The sequence below is a fragment of the Streptomyces sp. 8K308 genome (assembly GCF_004348315.1).
Lineage (GTDB): Bacteria > Actinomycetota > Actinomycetes > Streptomycetales > Streptomycetaceae > Streptomyces.
On the sequence record NZ_SMKC01000108.1, the window covers coordinates 1 to 19,253 of the forward strand.

Here is a 19,253-nt window from a genome sequence, read left to right on the forward strand (position 1 = left end):
GGGCACGGCGGCGAGCGCGATCGGCGCGCGGGTCTCCTCGTGCGCGAGCCAGGCCAGCCAGTCCTGCAGCTCGGCGGGGAGCTCGACCAGGAGGACCTCGGGCGCGGCGGCGTCGAGCAGCCGGGGCAGGACGGCGGCGAGCGAGGGCGCGTGGTGCCGCACGCCGATGAGGTGGGGCCCCGCCGGGTCGGTCAACTCCCGGAGGGCGGCCGTCACGGAGTCGGCTTCGCCGGCCGGGCCCGGCACGCCGGTCGGCCGGCTCACGGCCCTGACGGGAGAAAGCGCGTCAGGTGGGAGCCCTCGCACAGAACGGGTGCGCATCGTCGTCAGTCCTCCAGCGCCGAGCGGAGGTCCCACAGGGTGCGCCAGGTGTGGGAGCCGTGTTCGGCGCGGCGGCGGACGGCCGAGTCCCAGTAGCCACGCAGGCAGGCGGCGTCGGCGGGCTCGTCCTTGCGGATCACGCCGAGCAGGTGTCCCGGCAGCAGGCCGAGCACGTCCCGCTCGGAGGGGAAGTAGGCGGCGGCCAGGGCGATCGAGCCGGCCACCGAGACGGCCTCGGCGGTGCTCATCACGCTGGTGGGGCGCTCCACTTCCCAGCCCTCGGCCGAGCGGCCCTCGCGCAGGTCGCGGAAGGCGGTGACGAGGGCTTCGAGAACGGCGTCGTCCACCTGGTAGGGGGCGCCGGCCCGCTCGACCGCGGCCCGGGACTGGCGGCGCACCAGGGTGGTCTCCTCCTCCAGGTCGGGGATGGGACCGATGGTCTCGAAGTTGAAGCGGCGCTTGAGCGCGGCGGACATCTCGGAGACGCCCCTGTCGCGGAGGTTGGCGGTGGCGATGAGGGCGAAGCCAGGAGCGGCGTGCAGCTGGGCGTCCGGCGTGCCGGCGAGCTCCGGGACGGCGACGCGGCGCTCGGAGAGGAGGGAGACCAGGGCGTCCTGCACCTCGGGCAGGCAACGGGTGATCTCCTCGACCCGGGCGACGGCGCCGGTGGTCATGGCGGTGAGCACCGGGGAGGGCACCAGGGCCGCTCGGCTCGGGCCCTTGGCCAGCAGCAGGGCGTAGTTCCAGCCGTACCTGAGCTGGTCCTCGGTCGTGCCCGCGGTGCCCTGGACGGTGAGGGCACTGGTGCCGCAGACGGCGGCGGCCAGCAGCTCGGAGAGCATGGACTTGGCGGTGCCCGGCTCGCCCACGAGGAGCAGCCCGCGCTCGCCCGCGAGGGTGATGACGCAGCGCTCGACCAGCGCCCGCTCCCCCACGAACTTCCGGGCGACGACCAGGCGGCGCGGCAGCCCGGCGTCGGGCACCGCGTCCTCAGGGAGGGTCAGGGTGCGCCCGCCGCTGCCCGTCACGAAGGTGACGACGGCGCGCGGGGTGAGCCGCCAGCCGGGCGGGCGGGGGCCGGTGTCGTGCGCGGCGAGGAAGGCCAGCTCGGTCGCGAACTCGTCCTCCGGCGGCGTGATCTGTCGGGGCGCGGCGTGGGTGGTCGCGGGGGCGGTCATCGGCGGCCCTTCCTGGTGGCGCGGGTGATCAGCTGTTCGTAGGCGGGCGCGTCGCCGTCGCGGACGCGTGCCCAGGCCCGCTCGAACAGCTCGGGTACGGGCAGGTGGGGAACGCCGTGGGCGACGGGGCGCGGGCGGTAGAGCGGCTCCTTCCACGTCTCCACCGGAAGCAGCGGGGCCTTGTGGTCGGTCCAGCCGCCGGGCAGGAACAGCCGGCGGCCGGCGCGGGAGCGCTGCGCGCTGACCACCAGGTCGGTGGCGGCCAGCTCGGCGTTGGCCCGCCTGATCCTGGCGGGCTGCCAGCCGGTCCACCGGGCCCGGTTGCGGTCCGTGGGGTCGGGGAGGGCGAGCAGCTGCAGATAGCCGGCGGCCGCGTCCTCGCTCAGGCCGAGCCGGGCGGCGGCCTCGGCCACGAGCTCCGGGACGCTACGCAGCGGGTCCTGCGCGTATCCCTCGGCCCCGGGCGCGCCGGCCCGCACCGCGCGGTCCAGGTCGCCGCCGAGGACGGCGCGCAGCGCGTCGAGTGGGCGCCGGGCCCGGGCGGCGACGATGCCCTCGACGAGCCCGAGGGTCGGGTCGTCGGGGCCGGTGAGGCCGGCCGGGCGGAGCCAGGTGGCCTCGGTGGAGCCGTACCAGGGGAAGACGACGAGCGCTTCGCCGATCCTGACCAGGCCGTCCGCGCCTGCGCCGCCGGCCTCGGGCAGGCCGTGCGCCTGCCGGAGCCGCCGGGCCGTCGAGCCGCCGGCCTCGGCCCACTCGATGCCGAGGTCGAGGACGAGTCCCGGGTCGGCGAGCCGGCGCCGCAGGCCGTCGAGCGCGCCAGGCAGGGCCGCGCGCAGCGGGTGGCCGAGCGGCAGGCCGTAGGCCAGGGTGGCGAGCGCGGTCACGGCAGAGGCGAGCTCGCGCTCGTCGGGCACCGCCTCCGGGTCGGCGGCACGCAGCCGGTGGTCCTGAAGCCGCTGGCTGGTGGTGGCGCGAAGCCACGGGGTGTGCTCGGGGTTGAGCACGGCCATGGCGGCGCGCGGGTCAAGGCCGAGCTCGGCGATCGTGTCCTCGGGCACCAGGTGGTGGCCGCTGAAGCGGCTCCGCCAGGCGCCGGCCGCGGCGGCGGTGTCCGGGCCCTCGGACCAGGCGCCGGCCGGGTCCTTCGGCGGCAGGGCGCCGATCACGGTGGTCGTGCCCTGGGTGCCGAGGGCGGCGAGCAGCTCGGCCGCGTGCTCGGCCTGCCGGGCCCTGAGGCCGAGCAGCGCCAGCGTCTCGGCGGTCGGCTGGGTGGGCAGGCCGGCCAGCAGCAGGGTGGCCTGGGCGTGGCCGAGCCCGGTGGCGGCGGCCAGGGCGGCGGCGGGCTCGGGCCGCCAGGGCGCCGGGCCGCGCTCCCTGACCAGCCGGACGACGTCGGTGAGTATCGGGGCCGCCGGCCGGCCGGCGAAGACGCGCTCCTCGAGGAAGGTGAGGGGCGGCACGGGCCCGAAGGCGCCGGCCGGATCGTGGTCCAGGGCGAGCCAGTGGGTGCGGTCGGCCTCCCGGTCCTCGCACAGGGTGCCCAGGATGACCACGACCCGGTCGCCGTGCCGCAGCACCTGGCCGCCGCGCCGCGCGGTGACGCCCCGCTCGGCGAGCACCAGGCGACGCAGGGCGCCCTGGCCGGCGAGCGGCCCTTCGGCGAGAGCTTCGAGGAGCAGCAGCAAGGCCTCGCGCTCGGCCTCGCCCAGGACCTGTCCCGTGGCCCGGTGGGCGACGGCGCGCTGGGCGGCGAGCAGCGGCGTCCAGTCGAGGGCGTGGGCTGGCGCGGTGCGCTCGTCAGTCGACCAGCCGTGGGGCAGTGGCTCGGCGCGGTATCTGGCGGGCAACGGCCGGCCGGTGGCGGGCCGGCCGGCGAGCACCTGGCCGACGGCGCGTACCTGCTGGAGGACCGCCCAGGAGGTCGACCCGCCGTAGGGCATCCGGATCCCGGGGGTCGTCAGGCCCTCCACGGCCCGCAGCAGGGTGGCGTCGTCGCCGTGGCGCGGCCGGTGGCCCTCGAACATGGCCGTGTCCGCCGGCCGGGCGTTCGCCTCGCTCTGGTCGGCGAGCCGGGAGGCGGCGGCGATCCTGGCCGCCACGCGGGCGATGCCGGCCACGCCGCGCCGCAGCGCGTGATCGGTGATCTCCGGCAGTTCCCTGGCCACGGCGGCGGTGAGCGCACGCTCCTCGGCGCGGCGCCGCTCGGCCTCGGGGATCTCGCGGCCCGCTTCGAGGGCGGCGGCCCTGGCCGCGCGCTGCTCGGCCTCGACCTCGGCGACGGCGGCGACCAGCCGCTCGGCCGCCTCGTCGGTCAGGGCGCGCAGGGCGTGGGAGCCCGCCTCGTCACGGGGACGCAGCAGGTGCCAGAACGGCACCGGCGGCATCAGCGGGGTGCCGGCGGCGAACACGCCGCCCGGCTGGCCGACGGTCGCGCTGCCCAGCGCGCCGCGGACCGGGTGGGCGCCGTTCGCGAAGAGGGTGGCTTCGGCGCCGTGGATCGCGAGGACCGGCTCGGCGCCGCCCGGCAGCCGGGGCGCGCCGACCGGTATCCGCCGGGGGCCGCGGCCGGCGAGGGTGAAGGTGCGGCCGTCGGTCGAGCCGGCCCTGAGGACCAGACCGTCCTCCCCCTCGGCTCGGACCCACCAGCCGAGCTGACGGCCGTCGGTACCGAGCGGGGTGTCGGCGAGGGCGGGGGGCAGCGGGAGTAGGGCACAGTGCTCGGGCAGCAGGCGGGCGTCGTCGGAGACGGCGCCGGCCAGGAAGGCGGGCAGTGAGGCCCGGCCCTCGGCGCCGGTGGCCGGGTCGTACTCGTGCCAGGCCCATCGCCCGTCGCGCAGGGTCAGGGACCAGTGGCGTCCTGAGTCGTCGGCGAGGACGGGACGCTCCTCGGGCAGTGCGGTGTCGCCAGCGTGCAGCGGTCGGCCGCCGGTGGCGCGGCCGCCGCCGGGGAGGGCCAGGGAGACGGCGGTGTTGGGGCGGTGCCCTGCCCCGGGTCGGGCACCGCCAAGCACGAAGATCTCGTCGGGGCGGGCTGACCAGTAGGCGCGCTGCTCGCCCCGGTGCCACCAGGTGACCAGCAGCTCGCCGTCGACATAGCGGAACTCGGGCCGCTGCCAGTGCAGTTGGTCGGGGATCCGCAGCTCGTGTTCGAGCAGGACGCCCTCGGAGCCGACGACGACGGCGCGGTGGGCGTCGCCGATGATCAGCGCCGGCCACGCCTGGTGGATGCTGAACTGCCGCTGCTGGCCGGCGGCGCTGGTCTCGCCGAGCAGCCGGACGGCCTCCTCGAGGGCTGGCCAGCCCAGCTCGTCGAAGATGCCGGCGCGCAGCGTGCGGGCGACGACCGGGCCGAGCCGGTGGCCCGCGACGCGCGCCATCGCCTCCGGGCTCACCTCGGCGGCGGTGGTGCCGAAGGGCAGCAGCGCGTCCAGCGCGGTGCGGCCGGCGGGCAGGCCGGGCGCGGCGACGAACTCATCGGTCCTGGCGCCGAGCCAGTCGCGCAGCACCCGGCGCAGCACCGGGTGGGCGACGACGGCGGCGAGCGCCTCGCCGTCGCGCTGCCCGCCGGTCTCGCCGACGACGGTGGACAGGGCGGGGGCGAACCGGGGGTCGCCGGCGACGGCGGCCAGGTCCCGGCGGTCGGCCTCGGGGGCGGCGAGCCAGCTAGTCAGGTCGAACCTGAGGCGCGGTGGCGGGTCGGCCACCGGGATGCCCTCGGCGAGGCAGAGGTCGAGCAGTTCGAGATCGGTGCCGCCGCGCCAGCCCGATGCCTGGGCGATGCGCACCGGCCGGCCGTCGGCGCGCAGCCTGGGCGCCATCCGGTGGGCGAGCGCGTAGCTCGCGGGCGAGTGGCGCGGGCCGCGCCAGCCGCGGGTGAGGTGGGTGGCCCAGCGGGAGAGCCAGTCCGCTGCGTCCACCTCGGGGTCCGGCCCCTGGGCGGTGAGCAGGGCGTCGGCGCCGGTCTCGGCGAGCAGGCGGAGCCAGAGCTCGTCGCCCTCGTCCTCGGCGGCCAGGCTGCTGGGGATGATCTCGATCAGCCGGCGGCGGATCGCCGGCCGCTCGCGGCCGAGGGCGGCCAGCGCCTCGCGGTGTCCGGTCCAGAAGGTGCGGGGCGCGCGGACGATGGCAGGGGAGCCGAGCAGCTCTGCGAGCACCGCGCGCTCCTCGGCCGCCACGTCGAGCCCGGCGGCCCTGATCAGCCGGCGGCTGTCCTGTGGGAAGGACGCATAGGGCGGCAGGCCCGCGGCGCAGCGCTCGACCGTGAGCTGGCGGAACTCGGCCCACGCCGCGGCGGCGGGCAGCCGCCGGGTGAGGTCCCTGACGTGCTCCTTGAGCTCCTTGGCGGTCAGCGCGCCGGCAAAGGCGAACTCCAGGAAGACGGCGCGCTGCCTGGCCTCGTCCACCGGCAGGCCGTGCGCCCGCTCCGCGGTGCGGGCCCGACCGAAGAACGCGGCCGCGTACCGGCTGTTCTCGGCGGCGAGGAAGGCCCGGGCCGCCTGCTCGTAGTAGGTGGGCAGGAAGTGCGGCATGGAGCGGGCCAGGCGCTCGCCGAGCTCCTCGAAGCCGTCCCTGGCGTGGCCGGCGCGCGGCCCGGCGAGCCTGGCCAGGCGCTCGATGTCGCGGACCAGGGCGAGGGCGTGGTGTCCGTTGGCCGGGTCGTTGACCAGGGCCCAGGCGGGGAAGCCGAGGGTCTCGCGGCGGACCTGGCCGACGACGGGGGCCTCGCCCTCGCGGCGCAGGCCGAGGAAGTCCAGGGCCAGGTCCTCGGCCTCGCCCAGGGTCTCCGGGACGAGGCGGACGATCTTCCGATCGTCGAGGACGGGGTGGGCGTAGGTGCGGGCGGTGAGGCCGTCCGCGTCGGCGCCGTCGTGGCTGCCGGGAAGCAGGATCGCGCCCGCCTCGAGCTCGGTGGCCTCGCTCACTTGTCCTTCTCCTTCTCGATCTCGCGGCCTGCGTACAGCGCGGCGGCCATGCGCATCCCCTCGGACCAGGCGACGGGGCCGACGTCGCCGAGCCGCAGGCCGCGCCCCGCCGTGTCGCTCCAGGTGAGTGGGCCGGTCTCGGTCCCCTCGTAGCCGTCGTACTCGCCGAGCCAGACCCGGGCCTCGACCGTGCGGCCCGCCTCGAAGACGGGGCAGACGGCTTGGCCGCCACGCACCCGGTAGCCGAGGGAGGCGGCGCGGCCGGCGAGGAACCGCAGCTGCTTGAACCGGCCGCCGGCGAAGGTGTCGACGCGGTCGGCGGCCGGGTCGACGCCGTCCGGCCGCCACACCTCGCGGTGCAGCTGGCCGATGCCCTGCCGCAGATCGAGCTCGGTGGCGAAGTCGCGCAGCTCGTCGAGGTCGTCGAGGAGCACCGGGTGCGGGATGCGCAGCAGTTCGGGGCGGACGCGCACGGTGTCGCCGTCGAGGTCGACCAGGCCGATGCCGCGCTCGGGGTCGGCGTCCCGCAGGAAGCCGGCGACGGCGCCGCCCTCGTCGGTGACAACCAGGTCCCGCAGGGCGGCCCGCCAGGCGGTGTCGGACCACACCTGGATCAGGGCCGCGGCGGGCACCGGCAGCGACCTGATCATCCAGCGCTCGACGCTGGCCAGGCACTCGCGCTCGTGTCGCGCCAGCCACTCGGTGAGCTGGCGGAGCTGGACGACGGCCGGCTCGTCGGCGATCTTGGCGGGCACCGACTTGAGTTGGCGGCCCGACCTGTTGCGGCAGATCACGCCGCCCGTGTCGTCGAGCGCGACCTCGTAGTCGCCCGCCCCGATCCACCCCATGACCATCTCCCTGTGGTCGTGCTTACGATGATCGCGACTCTAGAAGCAGCCACTGACAGCGCGTCGCCCCGGGAGGGGCGCCGGACGGGAGTGAGATGGGGGACGGCACGGGTACCGGAACACGTCCGGTGCGCTGGGGGATTCTGGCGACGGGCTCGATAGCGGGGAAGTTCGCCGGCGACGTGCTGCCGCTGCCGGACGCGGAGTTGGTGGCGGTGGGTTCGCGGGCGCCGGGCCCGGCCGAGGACTTCGCCCGGCGCTTCGGGATCCCCCGGGCGTACGGCAGTTGGGCGGAGCTGACGGCGGATCCCGAGGTGGAGGCGGTGTACGTGGCGACGCCGCACAGCGCGCATCACGCGGCGGTGCGGCAGTGCCTGGAGGCCGGCCGCGCTGTGCTGTGCGAGAAGCCGTTCACGCTGAACGCGGCGGAGGCCGAGGCGCTGGTGGCGCTGGCCAGGGAGCGTGGCCTGTTCCTGATGGAGGCCATGTGGATGTACTGCAACCCGGCCATCCACCGGATGGCGGGGCTGGTGCGGGACGGCGCGATCGGCGAGGTGCGGTCGGTGCAGGCCGACTTCGGGATCGGCGGCCCGCTCGACCCCGGCCACCGGCTGCTCGACCCGGCGCTCGGCGGCGGGGCGCTGCTCGACCTCGGCGTCTACCCGGTCTCCTTCGCCCACCTGGTGCTCGGCGAGCCGGCCGAGGTGGCGGCCTGGGCCCACCTGAGCGGCGGCGTGGACACCAACACCGGGCTGGTGCTCGGCTACGACTCGGGCGCGGTCGCGACGCTCAGCTGCTCGCTGGTCGCGGACACGCCGCAGGTGGCCTCGGTGACCGGCTCGGCCGGCCGGATCGAGTTCCCGCGCGGCTTCTTCTTCGGCGACCGCTTCGTGCTGCACCGCCCGGGGCGGGATCCCGAGGAGTTCACCGAGCCGGGCCCCGCCGCCTCGTTCGTCCACCAGATCAACGAGGTGACCCGCTGCCTGCGGGCCGGCGAGCTGGAGTCGCCACTGGTGCCGCTCGACGGCAGCCTGGCCGTGATGCGGACCCTGGACGCGGCCCGCGCCCGCATCGGCCTGCGCTACCCGGGCGAGCGGGCCGCCTGACTGGCCGGCCTTCGGCCGCGGCGCCGACTCGCCACCAAGTGGCAGGGTCCCGGCCGCGTGGCCGGGCCAGCGCGGCAGGGCTGCCCGGCCCGGCCACCGTCAGGACGCGGCCGCGCCACGTGGAAGCCGCCTCGGCGGCTCCCACGACCCTGGTCGTGACGCGTGCCCGGCGCCATGACGCCGGGACCGGCCGTCGCTCGCCCCGCCGAGAGCGGCCGGGTGCCGTCGGCCCGGGGCGCGGAGCGGGCACGTGGGCCGTCGCGCGGGGCGCGAGCTACCGGGGGCTCGCTCAGCTCGCCGGGTGCTCGGCGGGCGCGCCGCGGGCCGGCACCCACCGCAGCGCCACCGTGCGCACCGCCCACCGCGCCGTGGTGGGTGCCGGCCCGCGTCGACGAGGGCGCCTGGCGCGCCCGCGGCACCTGCGGGAGGCGACCACGCCGCCCGGACGGCCGCCCGCCGCGCCGGAGGCGCTACGCGCGCGGACCGCCGCCGACCCCGCAGGATGCGGCCTCGCGGACCGCGACCCACTCGCGCTGACGGGCCAGCTCGGCCTTGGCGTCGGCCAGTTGGACGGCGACCGCCGAGGGGGCCGTGCCGCCGCGGGCCGAGCGGGCGGCCAGCGCGCCCGACACGCTGAGGACCGTGCGGACCTCGGGGGTGAGGCGCGAGGAGATCTTGGCGAACTGCTCGTCCGTCAGCTGGTCGAGCTCGATCCCCTCGGCCTCGCAGACCTTGACGCACTCGCCGGCGATCTCGTGCGCGTCCCGGAACGGCACGCCCTGCTTGACCAGCCACTCGGCGATGTCCGTGGCCAGTGAGAAGCCGGCGGGCGCCAGCTCGGCCATCCGCGCCTCGTTGACCGTGAGGGTGGCCAGCATGCCGGTGAACGCCGGCAGCAGCACCTCGAGTTGGTCGCAGGAGTCGAAGACCGGCTCCTTGTCCTCCTGAAGGTCGCGGTTGTAGGCGAGCGGCAGCGCCTTGAGGGTGGCGAGCAGCCCGGTGAGGTTGCCGATGAGCCGCCCCGACTTGCCGCGCGCCAGCTCCGCGATGTCCGGGTTCTTCTTCTGCGGCATGATCGAGCTGCCGGTGGAGAACGCGTCGTGCAGGGTGACGAAGGAGAACTCCTTCGTGTTCCAGACGATGATCTCCTCGGCGATCCGCGACAGGTCCACGCCGATCATGGCGGTGACGAAGGCGAACTCGGCGGCGAAGTCCCTGGAGGCCGTCCCGTCGATGGAGTTGGCCACCGAGCCGCCCTCGAAGCCGAGGTCGGCGGCGACCGCCTCCGGGTCGAGGCCCAGCGAGGAGCCCGCCAGGGCGCCCCCGCCGTACGGCGAGACCGCCGTCCGCGCGTCCCACTGCCGCAGCCGCTCGGCGTCCCTGGCGAGCGCCTGGACGTGCGCCAGCACGTGGTGCGCGAAGAGCACCGGCTGGGCGTGCTGGAAGTGGGTGCGGCCCGGCATGGCCGCGTTCGGGTGGGCGTCGGCGAGGCCGATCAGCGCCTCGCTCAGGTCGGCGACGAGGCCGGCGATGATCCGGGCGTGGTCCCGCAGGCACATCCGGAAGAGCGTGGCCACCTGGTCGTTCCGCGAGCGGCCGGCGCGCAGCTTGCCGCCGAGCTCGGGGCCGAGCCGCTCGAGCAGCCCGCGCTCGAGCGCCGTGTGCACGTCCTCGTCGGCGATGGTGCCGGTGAAGGAGCCGTCGGCGACGTCGGCCGCGAGCTGGTCGAGGCCGGCCAGCATGCGGTCGAGCTCGTCCGCGGTGAGCAGCCCGGCCCGGTGCAGCACCCGGGCGTGGGCGCGGGAGCCGGCGATGTCGTAGGGCGCGAGCCGCCAGTCGAAGTGGACGGAGGCGCTGAGCTTCTCCAGCGCGGCGGCCGGCCCGTCGGCGAACCGGCCGCCCCAGAGCCGGACGTCCTGGTCCTGGGTCTCCTTGCTCACTGGGCCAGGTCCCGCCGGGCCGCGATCTTGCTCGACATGCCGAAGATCTCGATGAAGCCCTTGGAGAGCGACTGGTCGAAGGTGTCGCCGGTGTCGTAGGTGGCGAGGCTGAAGTCGTAGAGCGACTGGGCGGACTTCCGGCCGGTGACGACGGCGCGTCCACCGTGCAGGGTCATCCGGATGTCGCCGCTGACATGCTGGTTGGCCTCGGCGACGAAGCCGTCGAGGGCGCGCTTGAGCGGCGAGAACCACAGGCCGTCGTAGACCAGCTCGGACCAGCGCTGCTCGACCTGCCGCTTGTAGCGGGCCAGCTCACGCTCGACCGTCACGTTCTCCAGCTCCTGGTGGGCGGTGATGAGCGCGATGGCGCCGGGGGCCTCGTAGACCTCGCGGGACTTGATGCCCACCAGCCGGTCCTCGACCATGTCGATCCGACCCACGCCCTGGGCGCCGGCCCGCTCGTTGAGCTCCTGGATGGCCTGCAGGGGGGTGACGGGGCGGCCGTCGACCGCGACCGGCACGCCGTGCTCGAAGGTGATGACGACCTCGTCGGCGCTCCGCGGGGCGGCCGGGTCCTGGGTGTACTCGTAGATGTCCTCGATCGGCGCGTTCCAGATGTCCTCGAGGAAGCCGGTCTCGATGGCGCGGCCGAAGACGTTGGCGTCGATGGAGTACGGGGACTTCTTGGTGGTGGCGATCGGCAGGCCCTTGTCCTCGGCGAAGGCGATGGCCTTGTCGCGGGTCATCGCGTAGTCCCGGACAGGGGCGATGCACTTCAGGTCGGGGGCGAGCGAGGTGATGCCGGCCTCGAACCTGACCTGGTCGTTGCCCTTGCCGGTGCAGCCGTGGGCGACGGTGTCGGCGCCGTGCTTGGCGGCGGCGGCCACGAGGTGCTTGACGATCAGGGGCCGGGAGAGAGCGGAGACCAGCGGGTAGCGGTCCATGTACAGGGCGTTGGACCTGATCGCCGGGAGGCAGTACTCGTTGGCGAACTCGTCCTTTGCGTCCACGACCTCGGCCTCGACCGCGCCGCAGGCCAGCGCGCGCTTGCGGATGACGTCCAGGCTCTCGCCGCCCTGACCGACATCGACGGCGACGGCGATGACCTCCGCACCCGTCGCCTCGGCGATCCAGCCGATGCAGACAGAGGTGTCCAGGCCACCCGAGTAGGCGAGTACGACGCGCTGGGTCACGGGGGTCTCCTTCAGATGCATGCGTGGACAGGAATAAGTATGCAGCCCCTCGCATGGTTCGTCAATGCGAGCGACAAGGCTGGGCAAACCCCCCGGGCGGGTAGGACACACGAGCGAACGTACGACGGCTTCACACGACCCACCGATCAGCACGCGCGTAAAACCATCCCTACACCCATACGAGTGAATTCCCGGCGGGCGAACGCGCTCCGTTGCGCCTTTGGCCTGAGCAGACCCCCTGGTCAGGGCGGTCGAACAGCTCGACAATGGCGCTCGTTGCTTTCCACCGGCGCGCGGCGGATGCACAACGCGCCGTTCCAGCGCGGCGGGGAAAACGGCCAAGCTGACAACATGATCGTTGTCCGCTGCCCCAGCCGCACGGCGAGGCCGCGGCGCGAGCGCGGGACCGTGACCGCGCGGCGGCGCGCCCGCCCCTCGCACCAGTCGTCCGTGCCAGGCCGGCGAACCCGGCACCGAAGCCAGCGGAGGTCCCGACATGACCACACTGCCCGAGACGGCGGACGAGCGGACCGCGGCGCTCGCCGCCCTGCGCCGCACCCGCGCGCTGCTCGATCCCGGCCTGCGCGACTGGGTCGAGCGGCTGCCCGAGCCCGTGGCCCGGGTCGCCTCCTACCACTTCGGCTGGACGGACAGCGCGGGCCGGCCCGGCGCCGCGCCGGCCGGCAAGGCGCTGCGCCCGGCCCTGGTGTTCGGCTGCGCCGAGGCGGTGGGCGCCCCGGCCGCCGAGGCGCTGGCCCCGGCGGTGGCCGTGGAGCTCGTGCACAACTTCTCGCTGCTGCACGACGACATCCTGGACGGCGACACCACCCGCCGGCACCGGGCCACGGCCTGGGCCGTCTTCGGCTCCTCCGCCGCGCTGCTCGCGGGGGACGCGCTGCTCGTCCAGGCCAGCCGGGTGCTCACCGATGACCCGCTCGGCCGGGCGCGCACGGTCACCGGATTACGGTGGCTGGCCGAGGCCACCACGCGGCTGATCGAGGGCGAGCACGCCGACATCGGCTTCCAGGAGCGCCCGCACGTCTCGCTGGCCGAGTGCCTGGCGATGACCGAGCGCAAGACGGCCGCGCTGCTCGCCTGCTCCTGCGCCCTGGGCGCGCTGTGGGGCGGCGGCTCGCCGGAGCGGATCGAGGCCCTGCGGCGGTTCGGCACCCACCTGGGCATGGCCTTCCAGCTGGTCGACGACCTGCTGGGGATCTGGGGCGACCCGAAGGTCACCGGCAAGCCGTCCGGCGCCGACCTGGCAAGCCGTAAGAAGTCCCTGCCGGTGGTCGCCGCGCTCGACTCGGGCACCCCGGCCGGACGCCGCCTCGCCGAGCGCTACGGTGCCTCGCCCGGGCGTGTCACCGAGGCGGTGCCGGACGAGATCGCCACGCTCGCGGAGCTGGTGTCCGAGGCCGGCGGCCGCGCCTGGGCCGAGGAGGCGGCGGAGCGCGAGTTCACGCTGGCCCTGGAGTCCTTGCGAGCGGCCGAGCCCGCCGAGCCGGCCGCCGCCGAGCTCGCCGCGCTGGCCCGCCTCGCCTGCCGCCGCGACCACTGAGCCGACGAGAGAAGGCCGGGAGCCCGCCGAGAGCTCCCCGAGGAAGGAGGCGTCACCGATGGGGAAGGTACTGCTGGCCGCGCCGCGCGGCTTCTGCGCCGGCGTCGAGCGCGCGGTCGCCACCGTGGAGGAGGCGCTGCTGCGACACGGGCCGCCGGTCTACGTGCGCCGCCAGATCGTGCACAACACCCACGTGGTGCGGGAGTTGGCGGCGCGGGGCGCGGTGTTCGTCGAGGAGCTGACCGAGGTGCCGGAGGGGGCGCTCGTGGTGTTCTCGGCGCACGGCGTGGCGCCGGCCGTGCACCGGCAGGCGGCCGAGCGGCGGCTGACGGTGGTGGACGCGGTCTGCCCGCTGGTGACCAAGGTGCACCGGGAGACCGAGCGGTTCGCCGCCGACGGCTACGAGATCGCGCTGATCGGCCACGCCGACCACGAGGAGGTCGTCGGCACCGTCGGGCACGCCCCCGGTCGCGTCCACGTCGTCGAGTCACCGGCGGAGGCCGAACGTCTGGAACTTCGCGATCCGACCCGGGTGGTGTGGCTCTCGCAGACCACGCTCGCCGTCGAGGAGGTGGCCGAGACGGCGCGGGCGCTGCGCGAGCGCCTGCCGTCCCTCGCCGACCCGCCGGGCGACGACATCTGCTACGCCAGCCAGAACCGGCAGGACGCGGTGCGGGCCATCGCCCCGCGCTGCGACCTGCTGCTGGTGGTCGGCTCGGCCAACTCCTCCAACTCGGCGCGGCTCGTGGAGGTCGCGCTGCGCGCCGGCGCGCGGGCCGCCCGGCTGGTCGACACGGCCGCCGAGGTCGTCGACGCGTGGTTCGACGGCGTGGCCACGGTGGGAGTGACGGCCGGCGCCTCGGTGCCCGAGGTGCTGGTGGGCGAGTTGGTGACGGCGCTCGCAGAGCGCGGCTACCGGGAGGTGGAGGAGGTGCCGGTGGCCCGCGAGACGCTGCGGTTCGCGATGCCACGACGGCTGGCGTCTGGCTGACCCCGGTCCAACTGGCCCCGGTCCAACTGGCCCCGGGCGGGCAGGCGCCGCGGGTTCGCCCGGCCGCGTGCCCGCCCCACGACGTGGCGGCCACGGCACACGGCCGCGCGCTCCCGCGAGCCGTCAGTCCGCGGGCTCCTCCCGCTCCCGCTCCTTCTGCTTCTGGGCCAGCCGCAGCAGATGGTCGGCGAGCGACTGGCCACCCGTCGGGTCGCGGCTGATGAGCAGCAGGGTGTCGTCGCCCGCGATGGTGCCCAGGATGTCGTGCACCTCGGCTTGGTCGATCGCGGAGGCGAGGAACTGGGCGGCACCGGGCGGGGTGCGCAGCACGACGAGGTTGGCGGAGGCTTCGGCCGAGATCAGCAGTTCCCCGGCGAGCCGGGCGAGGCGCTCCTCCTTGGCCGACTCGCCGAGCGGCACCCTGGGGGTGCGGAAACCGCCCTCGCTCGGCACCGCGTAGATCAGCTCCCCTCCGGCGTTGCGGATCTTCACGGCGCCGAGCTCGTCCAGGTCGCGGCTGAGCGTCGCCTGTGTGACGCTCAGCCCGTCGTCGGCGAGCAGCTTGGCCAACTGGCTCTGGGAGCGCACCGGTTGACGGTTGAGAATCTCCACGATGCGCCGGTGCCGTGCGGTCCTGGTCTGGGGCACGGACGATCCCTGTAGCCCCAGAGCCTTCTGTGCCGCCGTCACGGGCTGCCGCTCGTCGGTCATGCTCCCCCTTCGGGTCATCTGGCTGGCGCCGACGCGTCCGCGTCGTCGAGGATCCCGGGCAGCGCCGCGAGCAGCGCGTCCACCTCGGCGTCGCCGATGATCAGGGGCGGAGCGAGCCGCACCACCTCGGGGGTGGCGGCGTTGACCAGGAATCCGGCCTGCTGGGCCGCCTGCTGCACCTGCGCGGCCAGCGGCTCGGTGAGCACGATACCGAGCAGGAGGCCCGCACCCCTGACACGGTCGACCAGCGGATGGCCGAGATTCCACACGCCGTCACGCAGCCGCTCGCCCGCGGCCTTGACCCGCTCGAGCAGCCCCTCGGACTCGATGGTGTCGAGGACCGCGAGGGCGGCGGCGCAGGAGACCGGGTTGCCGCCGAAGGTGGAGCCGTGCTTTCCGGGCTTGAACAGCTCGGCGGCCTCGCCGAAGGCGAGGGTGGCGCCGATCGGCAGGCCGGCGCCGAGCCCCTTGGCGAGGGTGACGACGTCCGCCTCCACGCCCTCGGCCTGGCCGGCGAACCAGTGGCCGGTGCGGCCGATGCCGGTCTGCACCTCGTCGAGGACCAGCAGGGTGCCGGTGGCCCTGGTGGTGGCGCGGGCCTCGGCCAGGTAGCCCTCGGGCGGCACGACCACGCCGTTCTCGCCCTGGATCGGTTCCAGGATGACCAGCGCGGTGTCGGTGGTGACGGCCGCCCGCAGCGCCTCGGCGTCACCATAGGGCACGTGGGTGACGTCGGCCGGCAGCGGGTGGAAGCCCTCCTGCTTGGCCGGCTGGCCGGTGAGGGATAGGGCGCCCATGGTGCGGCCGTGGAACCCGCCCTGGGTGGCGACCATGTGGGTCCTGCCGGTGAGCCGGCCGATCTTGAAAGCGGCCTCGACCGCCTCGGCGCCGGAGTTGGAGAAGTAGGCGCGGCCCGGCCGCCCGGCCAGGGCGAGCAGCCGCTCGGCCAGTGCCACCGGGGGCTCGGCGACGAAGAGGTTGGACACGTGGCTGAGCAGCGCGACCTGGTCGGATACCGCGCGCACCACGGCCGGGTGCCCGGTGCCGAGCGAGTTGACCGCGATGCCGCCGAGGAAGTCCAGGTACTCCTTGCCGTCGGCGTCCCAGAGGCGGGCGCCCTCGCCGTGGGTGAGCGGGACGCGGGGGGTGCCGTAGTTGTCCATCAGCGCGCCCTGCCAGCGCGTGGTCAGTGCGTCGTTGCTCATGACGGCTGTCCCGTCCCCTCTCCGTTGTCGGTTGATCCGGTGGCGTGCGGCGTGTGGTCGGCGCCCGGCGGGTCGGGCACGACCATGGTGCCGACCCCCTCGTCGGTGAAGATCTCCAGCAGGATGGCGTGTTGGACCCGGCCGTCTATCACGCGCGCGGTGCCCACGCCGTTGCGCACCGCGTGCAGGCAGCCCTCCATCTTGGGCACCATGCCGCTGGCCAGCTCGGGCAACAGCCGCTCGAGCTCGCCGACGGTGAGCCTGCTGATCACCTCGTCGCTGGTTGGCCAGTCCGCGTACAGCCCCTCGACGTCGGTCAGCACCATCAGGGTCTCGGCGCCGAGCGCGGCGGCGACGGCGGCCGCCGCGGTGTCGGCGTTGACGTTGTAGACGTGGTGGTCGTCGGCGCTTCGGGCTATGGAGGAGATCACCGGGATGCGTCCGTCGTCGAGCAGCGCCTCGATGGCGCCGGTGTCGGTCGCGGTGATGTCGCCGACCCGGCCGAGGTCCACCGGCTCGCCGTCCACCTGGGCGTAGCGCTTGGTGGCCGTCATCAGGTGGGCGTCCTCGCCGGTCATGCCCACGGCCAGCGGGCCGTGCCGGTTGAGCAGGCCGACCAGCTCTCGCTGCACCTGGCCGGCCAGGACCATGCGCACCACGTCCATGGTCTCCGGGGTGGTCACGCGCAGACCGGCTCGGAACTCGGAGGTCAGGCCAAGCCGGTCGAGCTGGGCGTTGATCTGCGGGCCGCCGCCGTGCACCACGACGGGCCTCAGGCCGGCGTGCCGCAGAAAGACCACGTCCTGCGCGAAGGCGGCCTTGAGCTCCTCGTCCACCATGGCGTTGCCGCCGAACTTGATGACGATGGTCTTGCCGTGGTGGCGGGTCAGCCAGGGCAGCGCCTCGACCAGGATGCGGGCCTTGGGGAGCGCGGTGTGCTTGCGGGTGGGGCTCTTCTGCGGTGTCGTCGTCATGAGGAGTAGGCGCTGTTCTCGTGCACGTAGTCGGCGGTCAGGTCGTTGGTCCAGATGACGGCGGAGGCGTCGCCGGCGGAGAGGTCGGCGGTGATGCGGACCTCGCGGTAGCGCATGTCGACCAGCGCGCGGTCCTCGCCGAACGAGCCGTCGCGGCAGACCCAGACGCCGTTGATGGCGACGTCGATCCGGTCCGGGTCGAAGGTGGCCGAGGTGGTGCCGATGGCGGAGAGCACCCGGCCCCAGTTGGGGTCCTCGCCGTGGATGGCGCACTTGAGCAGGTTGTTGCGCGCGATGGAGCGGCCGACCTCGACGGCCTCGTCCTCGGTGGCGGCGCCGGTGATCTCGATCCTGATGTCCTTCGAGGCGCCCTCGGCGTCCCCGATCAGCTGCCGCGCGAGGTGGGCGCAGACGGACCTGACGACGTCGGCGAAGGCGTCGGGCTCGGGCACCACGCCGGAGGCGCCGGAGGCGAGCAGCAGCACGGTGTCGTTGGTCGACATGCAGCCGTCGGAGTCGATCCGGTCGAAGGTGGCCCTGGTGGCGGCGCGCAACGCCGCGTCGAGCGCCGGGGCCTCGACGTCGGCGTCCGTGGTGAGGACGACCAGCATGGTGGCGAGGCCGGGCGCGAGCATGCCGGCGCCCTTGGCCATGCCGCCGACGGTCCAGCCGGCGCCCTCGGCGACGGCGGTCTTGTGCACGGTGTCGGTGGTCTTGATGGCGATGGCGGCCTTCTCGCCGCCGTGCGCCGAGAGCTCGGCGGCCGCCTTGTCGACGCCCGGCAGCAGCTTGTCCATGGGCAGCCGGAGGCCGATCAGGCCCGTGGAGGCCACGGCCACCTCGCCCGCGCTGTGGCCAAGCGCCTCGGCGACGCGCTCGGCCGTGGCGTGGGTGTCCTGGAAGCCGAGCGGCCCCGTGCAGGCGTTGGCGCCACCGGAGTTGAGGACGACGGCGGTGACGGCGCCGCCCTTGAGCACCTGCTCGGACCAGACCACGGGCGCGGCCTTGACCCGGTTGCTGGTGAAGACGCCGGCGGCGGCACGGCGCGGGCCCTGGTTCACCACGAGCGCCAGGTCGGGCGCGCCGCTCTCCTTGATTCCGGCGGCGACGCCGGCGGCCGTGAAGCCCTTGGCGGCGGTGACACTCATGGCGCGACTCCGATCGTGGAAAGGCCGAGCTCCTCGGGGAGGCCGAGGGCGATGTTCATGCTCTGCACCGCGCCACCCGCGGTGCCCTTGGTCAGGTTGTCGATGGCGCTGACGACGATCAGCCGGCCGGCCGACTCGTCCAGGGCGACCTGGAGCAGCGCGGCGTTGGATCCGGCGACGGCGGCCGTGCTCGGCCACTGCCCCTCGGGCAGCAGCCGGACGAACGGCTCGCCCGCCAGCGCCTTGCCGTAGACCTCGCGCAGCCCGGCGGCGGTCAGCCCCGGCCTGGCCTTGGCCGAGCAGGTGGCCAGGATGCCGCGGGACATGGGCGCCAGGGTGGGCGTGAACGAGACCGTGACCCGCTCGCCGGCGACCGCGGAGAGGTTCTGGATCATCTCGGGGGTGTGCCGGTGGCCGCCGCCGACGCCGTAAGGGCTCATGGCGCCCATGACCTCGCTGCCGAGCAGGTGCGGCTTGAGCGACCGGCCGGCGCCCGAGGTGCCGCTGGCGGCCACGATCACGGCCTCCGGCCCGGCGACGCCGGCGGCGTAGGCCGGGAAGAGCGCCAGCGTGACGGCGGTCGGGTAGCAGCCGGGCACGGCAATCCGCCGGGCGCCGCGCAGCGCCTCCCGGCCGCCGGGCAGCTCGGGCAGCCCGTAGGGCCAGGTACCGGCGTGCGGCGAGCCGTAGAACCGCTCCCAGTCGGCCGCGTCGGAGAGCCGGAAGTCGGCGCCGCAGTCGACGATCAGCGTCTCGTCGCCGAGCTGCTCCGCGACAGCGGCCGAGTGGCCGTGCGGCAGGGCGAGGAAGACGATGTCGTGGCCGGCGAGCATGGCCGGCGTGGTCTCCTCGACGACGCGGTCGGCCAGCGGCAGCAACTGCGGCTGGGACGCGCCGAGCCGCTGCCCGGCGCTGGCGTTCCCGGTCAGCGTGCCTATCTCCACCTCGGGGTGCCCCAACAGCAGCCGCAGGATCTCCCCGCCCGCATAGCCGCTCGCTCCCGCCACCGCAGCGCGCAACGCCATCGCCTCCTTGTTACGATGGCATGACTATACGCAGAGCGACACTTTTATGCAATGCCTGGTCGGAGGGGCTGTGCGGTGGCCTTCGGCCGCGGTCTCGCGCTCCGCGCTGGAGTTCTCCCCGCCCACCCAC

The 19,253-nt window shown here is 75.0% G+C and carries 13 protein-coding genes and 1 pseudogene; 3 read left to right on the plus strand and 11 right to left on the minus strand.

Annotated features, from left to right (window positions below; all coding sequences use genetic code 11):
- The 4 genes from E1265_RS16920 to E1265_RS16935 form a co-directional block, all read right to left on the minus strand.
- A partial coding sequence (locus E1265_RS16920; protein ID WP_243740867.1) for a DUF5682 family protein occupies nucleotides 1–216 on the minus strand: 216 nt, incomplete at its 3' end.
- Nucleotides 217–326: 110 nt separating this feature from the next.
- On the minus strand, nucleotides 327–1,499 hold the full coding sequence (locus tag E1265_RS16925; protein WP_132931147.1) for an AAA family ATPase: 1,173 nt from the start codon (nucleotides 1,497–1,499) through the stop codon (nucleotides 327–329).
- Entirely contained in the window at nucleotides 1,496–6,424 is a 4,929-nt protein-coding gene (locus E1265_RS16930) for a hypothetical protein (RefSeq protein WP_132931148.1), read from the minus strand. Before E1265_RS16930 ends, E1265_RS16925 begins: the two co-directional genes overlap by 4 nt.
- On the minus strand, nucleotides 6,421–7,272 hold the full coding sequence (locus tag E1265_RS16935) for a DUF4132 domain-containing protein (protein ID WP_132931149.1): 852 nt from the start codon (nucleotides 7,270–7,272) through the stop codon (nucleotides 6,421–6,423). Before E1265_RS16935 ends, E1265_RS16930 begins: the two co-directional genes overlap by 4 nt.
- Nucleotides 7,273–7,367: 95 nt before the next feature.
- On the opposite strand from E1265_RS16935, the gene E1265_RS16940 reads away from it, so the two are divergent.
- Nucleotides 7,368–8,378, plus strand: a complete 1,011-nt coding sequence (locus tag E1265_RS16940) for a Gfo/Idh/MocA family oxidoreductase (RefSeq protein ID WP_132931150.1) — start codon at nucleotides 7,368–7,370, stop codon at nucleotides 8,376–8,378.
- Between the two features lie 470 nt (nucleotides 8,379–8,848).
- Here E1265_RS16940 and argH read toward each other — a convergent pair whose 3' ends face one another.
- Nucleotides 8,849–10,318, minus strand: coding sequence for an argininosuccinate lyase (argH, locus tag E1265_RS16945; protein ID WP_132931151.1), 1,470 nt, complete (start codon nucleotides 10,316–10,318; stop codon nucleotides 8,849–8,851).
- Complete coding sequence (locus tag E1265_RS16950) at nucleotides 10,315–11,511, minus strand: argininosuccinate synthase (RefSeq protein WP_132931152.1); 1,197 nt, start codon at nucleotides 11,509–11,511, stop codon at nucleotides 10,315–10,317. Before E1265_RS16950 ends, argH begins: the two co-directional genes overlap by 4 nt.
- Before the next feature lie 496 nt (nucleotides 11,512–12,007).
- Here E1265_RS16950 and E1265_RS16955 point away from each other — a divergent pair, with 496 nt between their 5' ends.
- Complete coding sequence (locus tag E1265_RS16955) at nucleotides 12,008–13,069, plus strand: polyprenyl synthetase family protein (RefSeq protein WP_132931153.1); 1,062 nt, start codon at nucleotides 12,008–12,010, stop codon at nucleotides 13,067–13,069.
- Between the two features lie 55 nt (nucleotides 13,070–13,124).
- A pseudogene (locus E1265_RS16960) lies at nucleotides 13,125–14,060 on the plus strand (4-hydroxy-3-methylbut-2-enyl diphosphate reductase); the annotation flags it as partial.
- Between the two features lie 123 nt (nucleotides 14,061–14,183).
- Here the strand turns inward: E1265_RS16960 and E1265_RS16965 are convergent.
- Genes E1265_RS16965 through argC form a run of 5 tightly spaced genes read right to left on the minus strand, consistent with a single transcriptional unit; the run spans nucleotide 14,184 to nucleotide 19,123 of the window.
- Nucleotides 14,184–14,771 carry an arginine repressor gene (locus E1265_RS16965; protein WP_132931155.1) on the minus strand — a complete coding sequence of 196 codons (588 nt, stop codon included), beginning with the start codon at nucleotides 14,769–14,771 and terminating at the stop codon, nucleotides 14,184–14,186.
- 14 nt (nucleotides 14,772–14,785) lie between these two features.
- Nucleotides 14,786–15,976: an acetylornithine transaminase gene (locus E1265_RS16970; RefSeq protein WP_132931156.1), complete on the minus strand. Its 1,191-nt coding sequence runs from the start codon at nucleotides 15,974–15,976 to the stop codon at nucleotides 14,786–14,788.
- Complete coding sequence (argB, locus tag E1265_RS16975; RefSeq protein ID WP_243740866.1) at nucleotides 15,973–16,950, minus strand: acetylglutamate kinase; 978 nt, start codon at nucleotides 16,948–16,950, stop codon at nucleotides 15,973–15,975. Before argB ends, E1265_RS16970 begins: the two co-directional genes overlap by 4 nt.
- Nucleotides 16,947–18,098, minus strand: coding sequence for a bifunctional glutamate N-acetyltransferase/amino-acid acetyltransferase ArgJ (gene argJ, locus E1265_RS16980; protein WP_132931157.1), 1,152 nt, complete (start codon nucleotides 18,096–18,098; stop codon nucleotides 16,947–16,949). The genes argB and argJ overlap by 4 nt, the downstream gene beginning before the upstream one ends.
- Complete coding sequence (gene argC / locus E1265_RS16985; RefSeq protein WP_132931158.1) at nucleotides 18,095–19,123, minus strand: N-acetyl-gamma-glutamyl-phosphate reductase; 1,029 nt, start codon at nucleotides 19,121–19,123, stop codon at nucleotides 18,095–18,097. Before argC ends, argJ begins: the two co-directional genes overlap by 4 nt.
- Nucleotides 19,124–19,253: the final 130 nt, after the last annotated feature.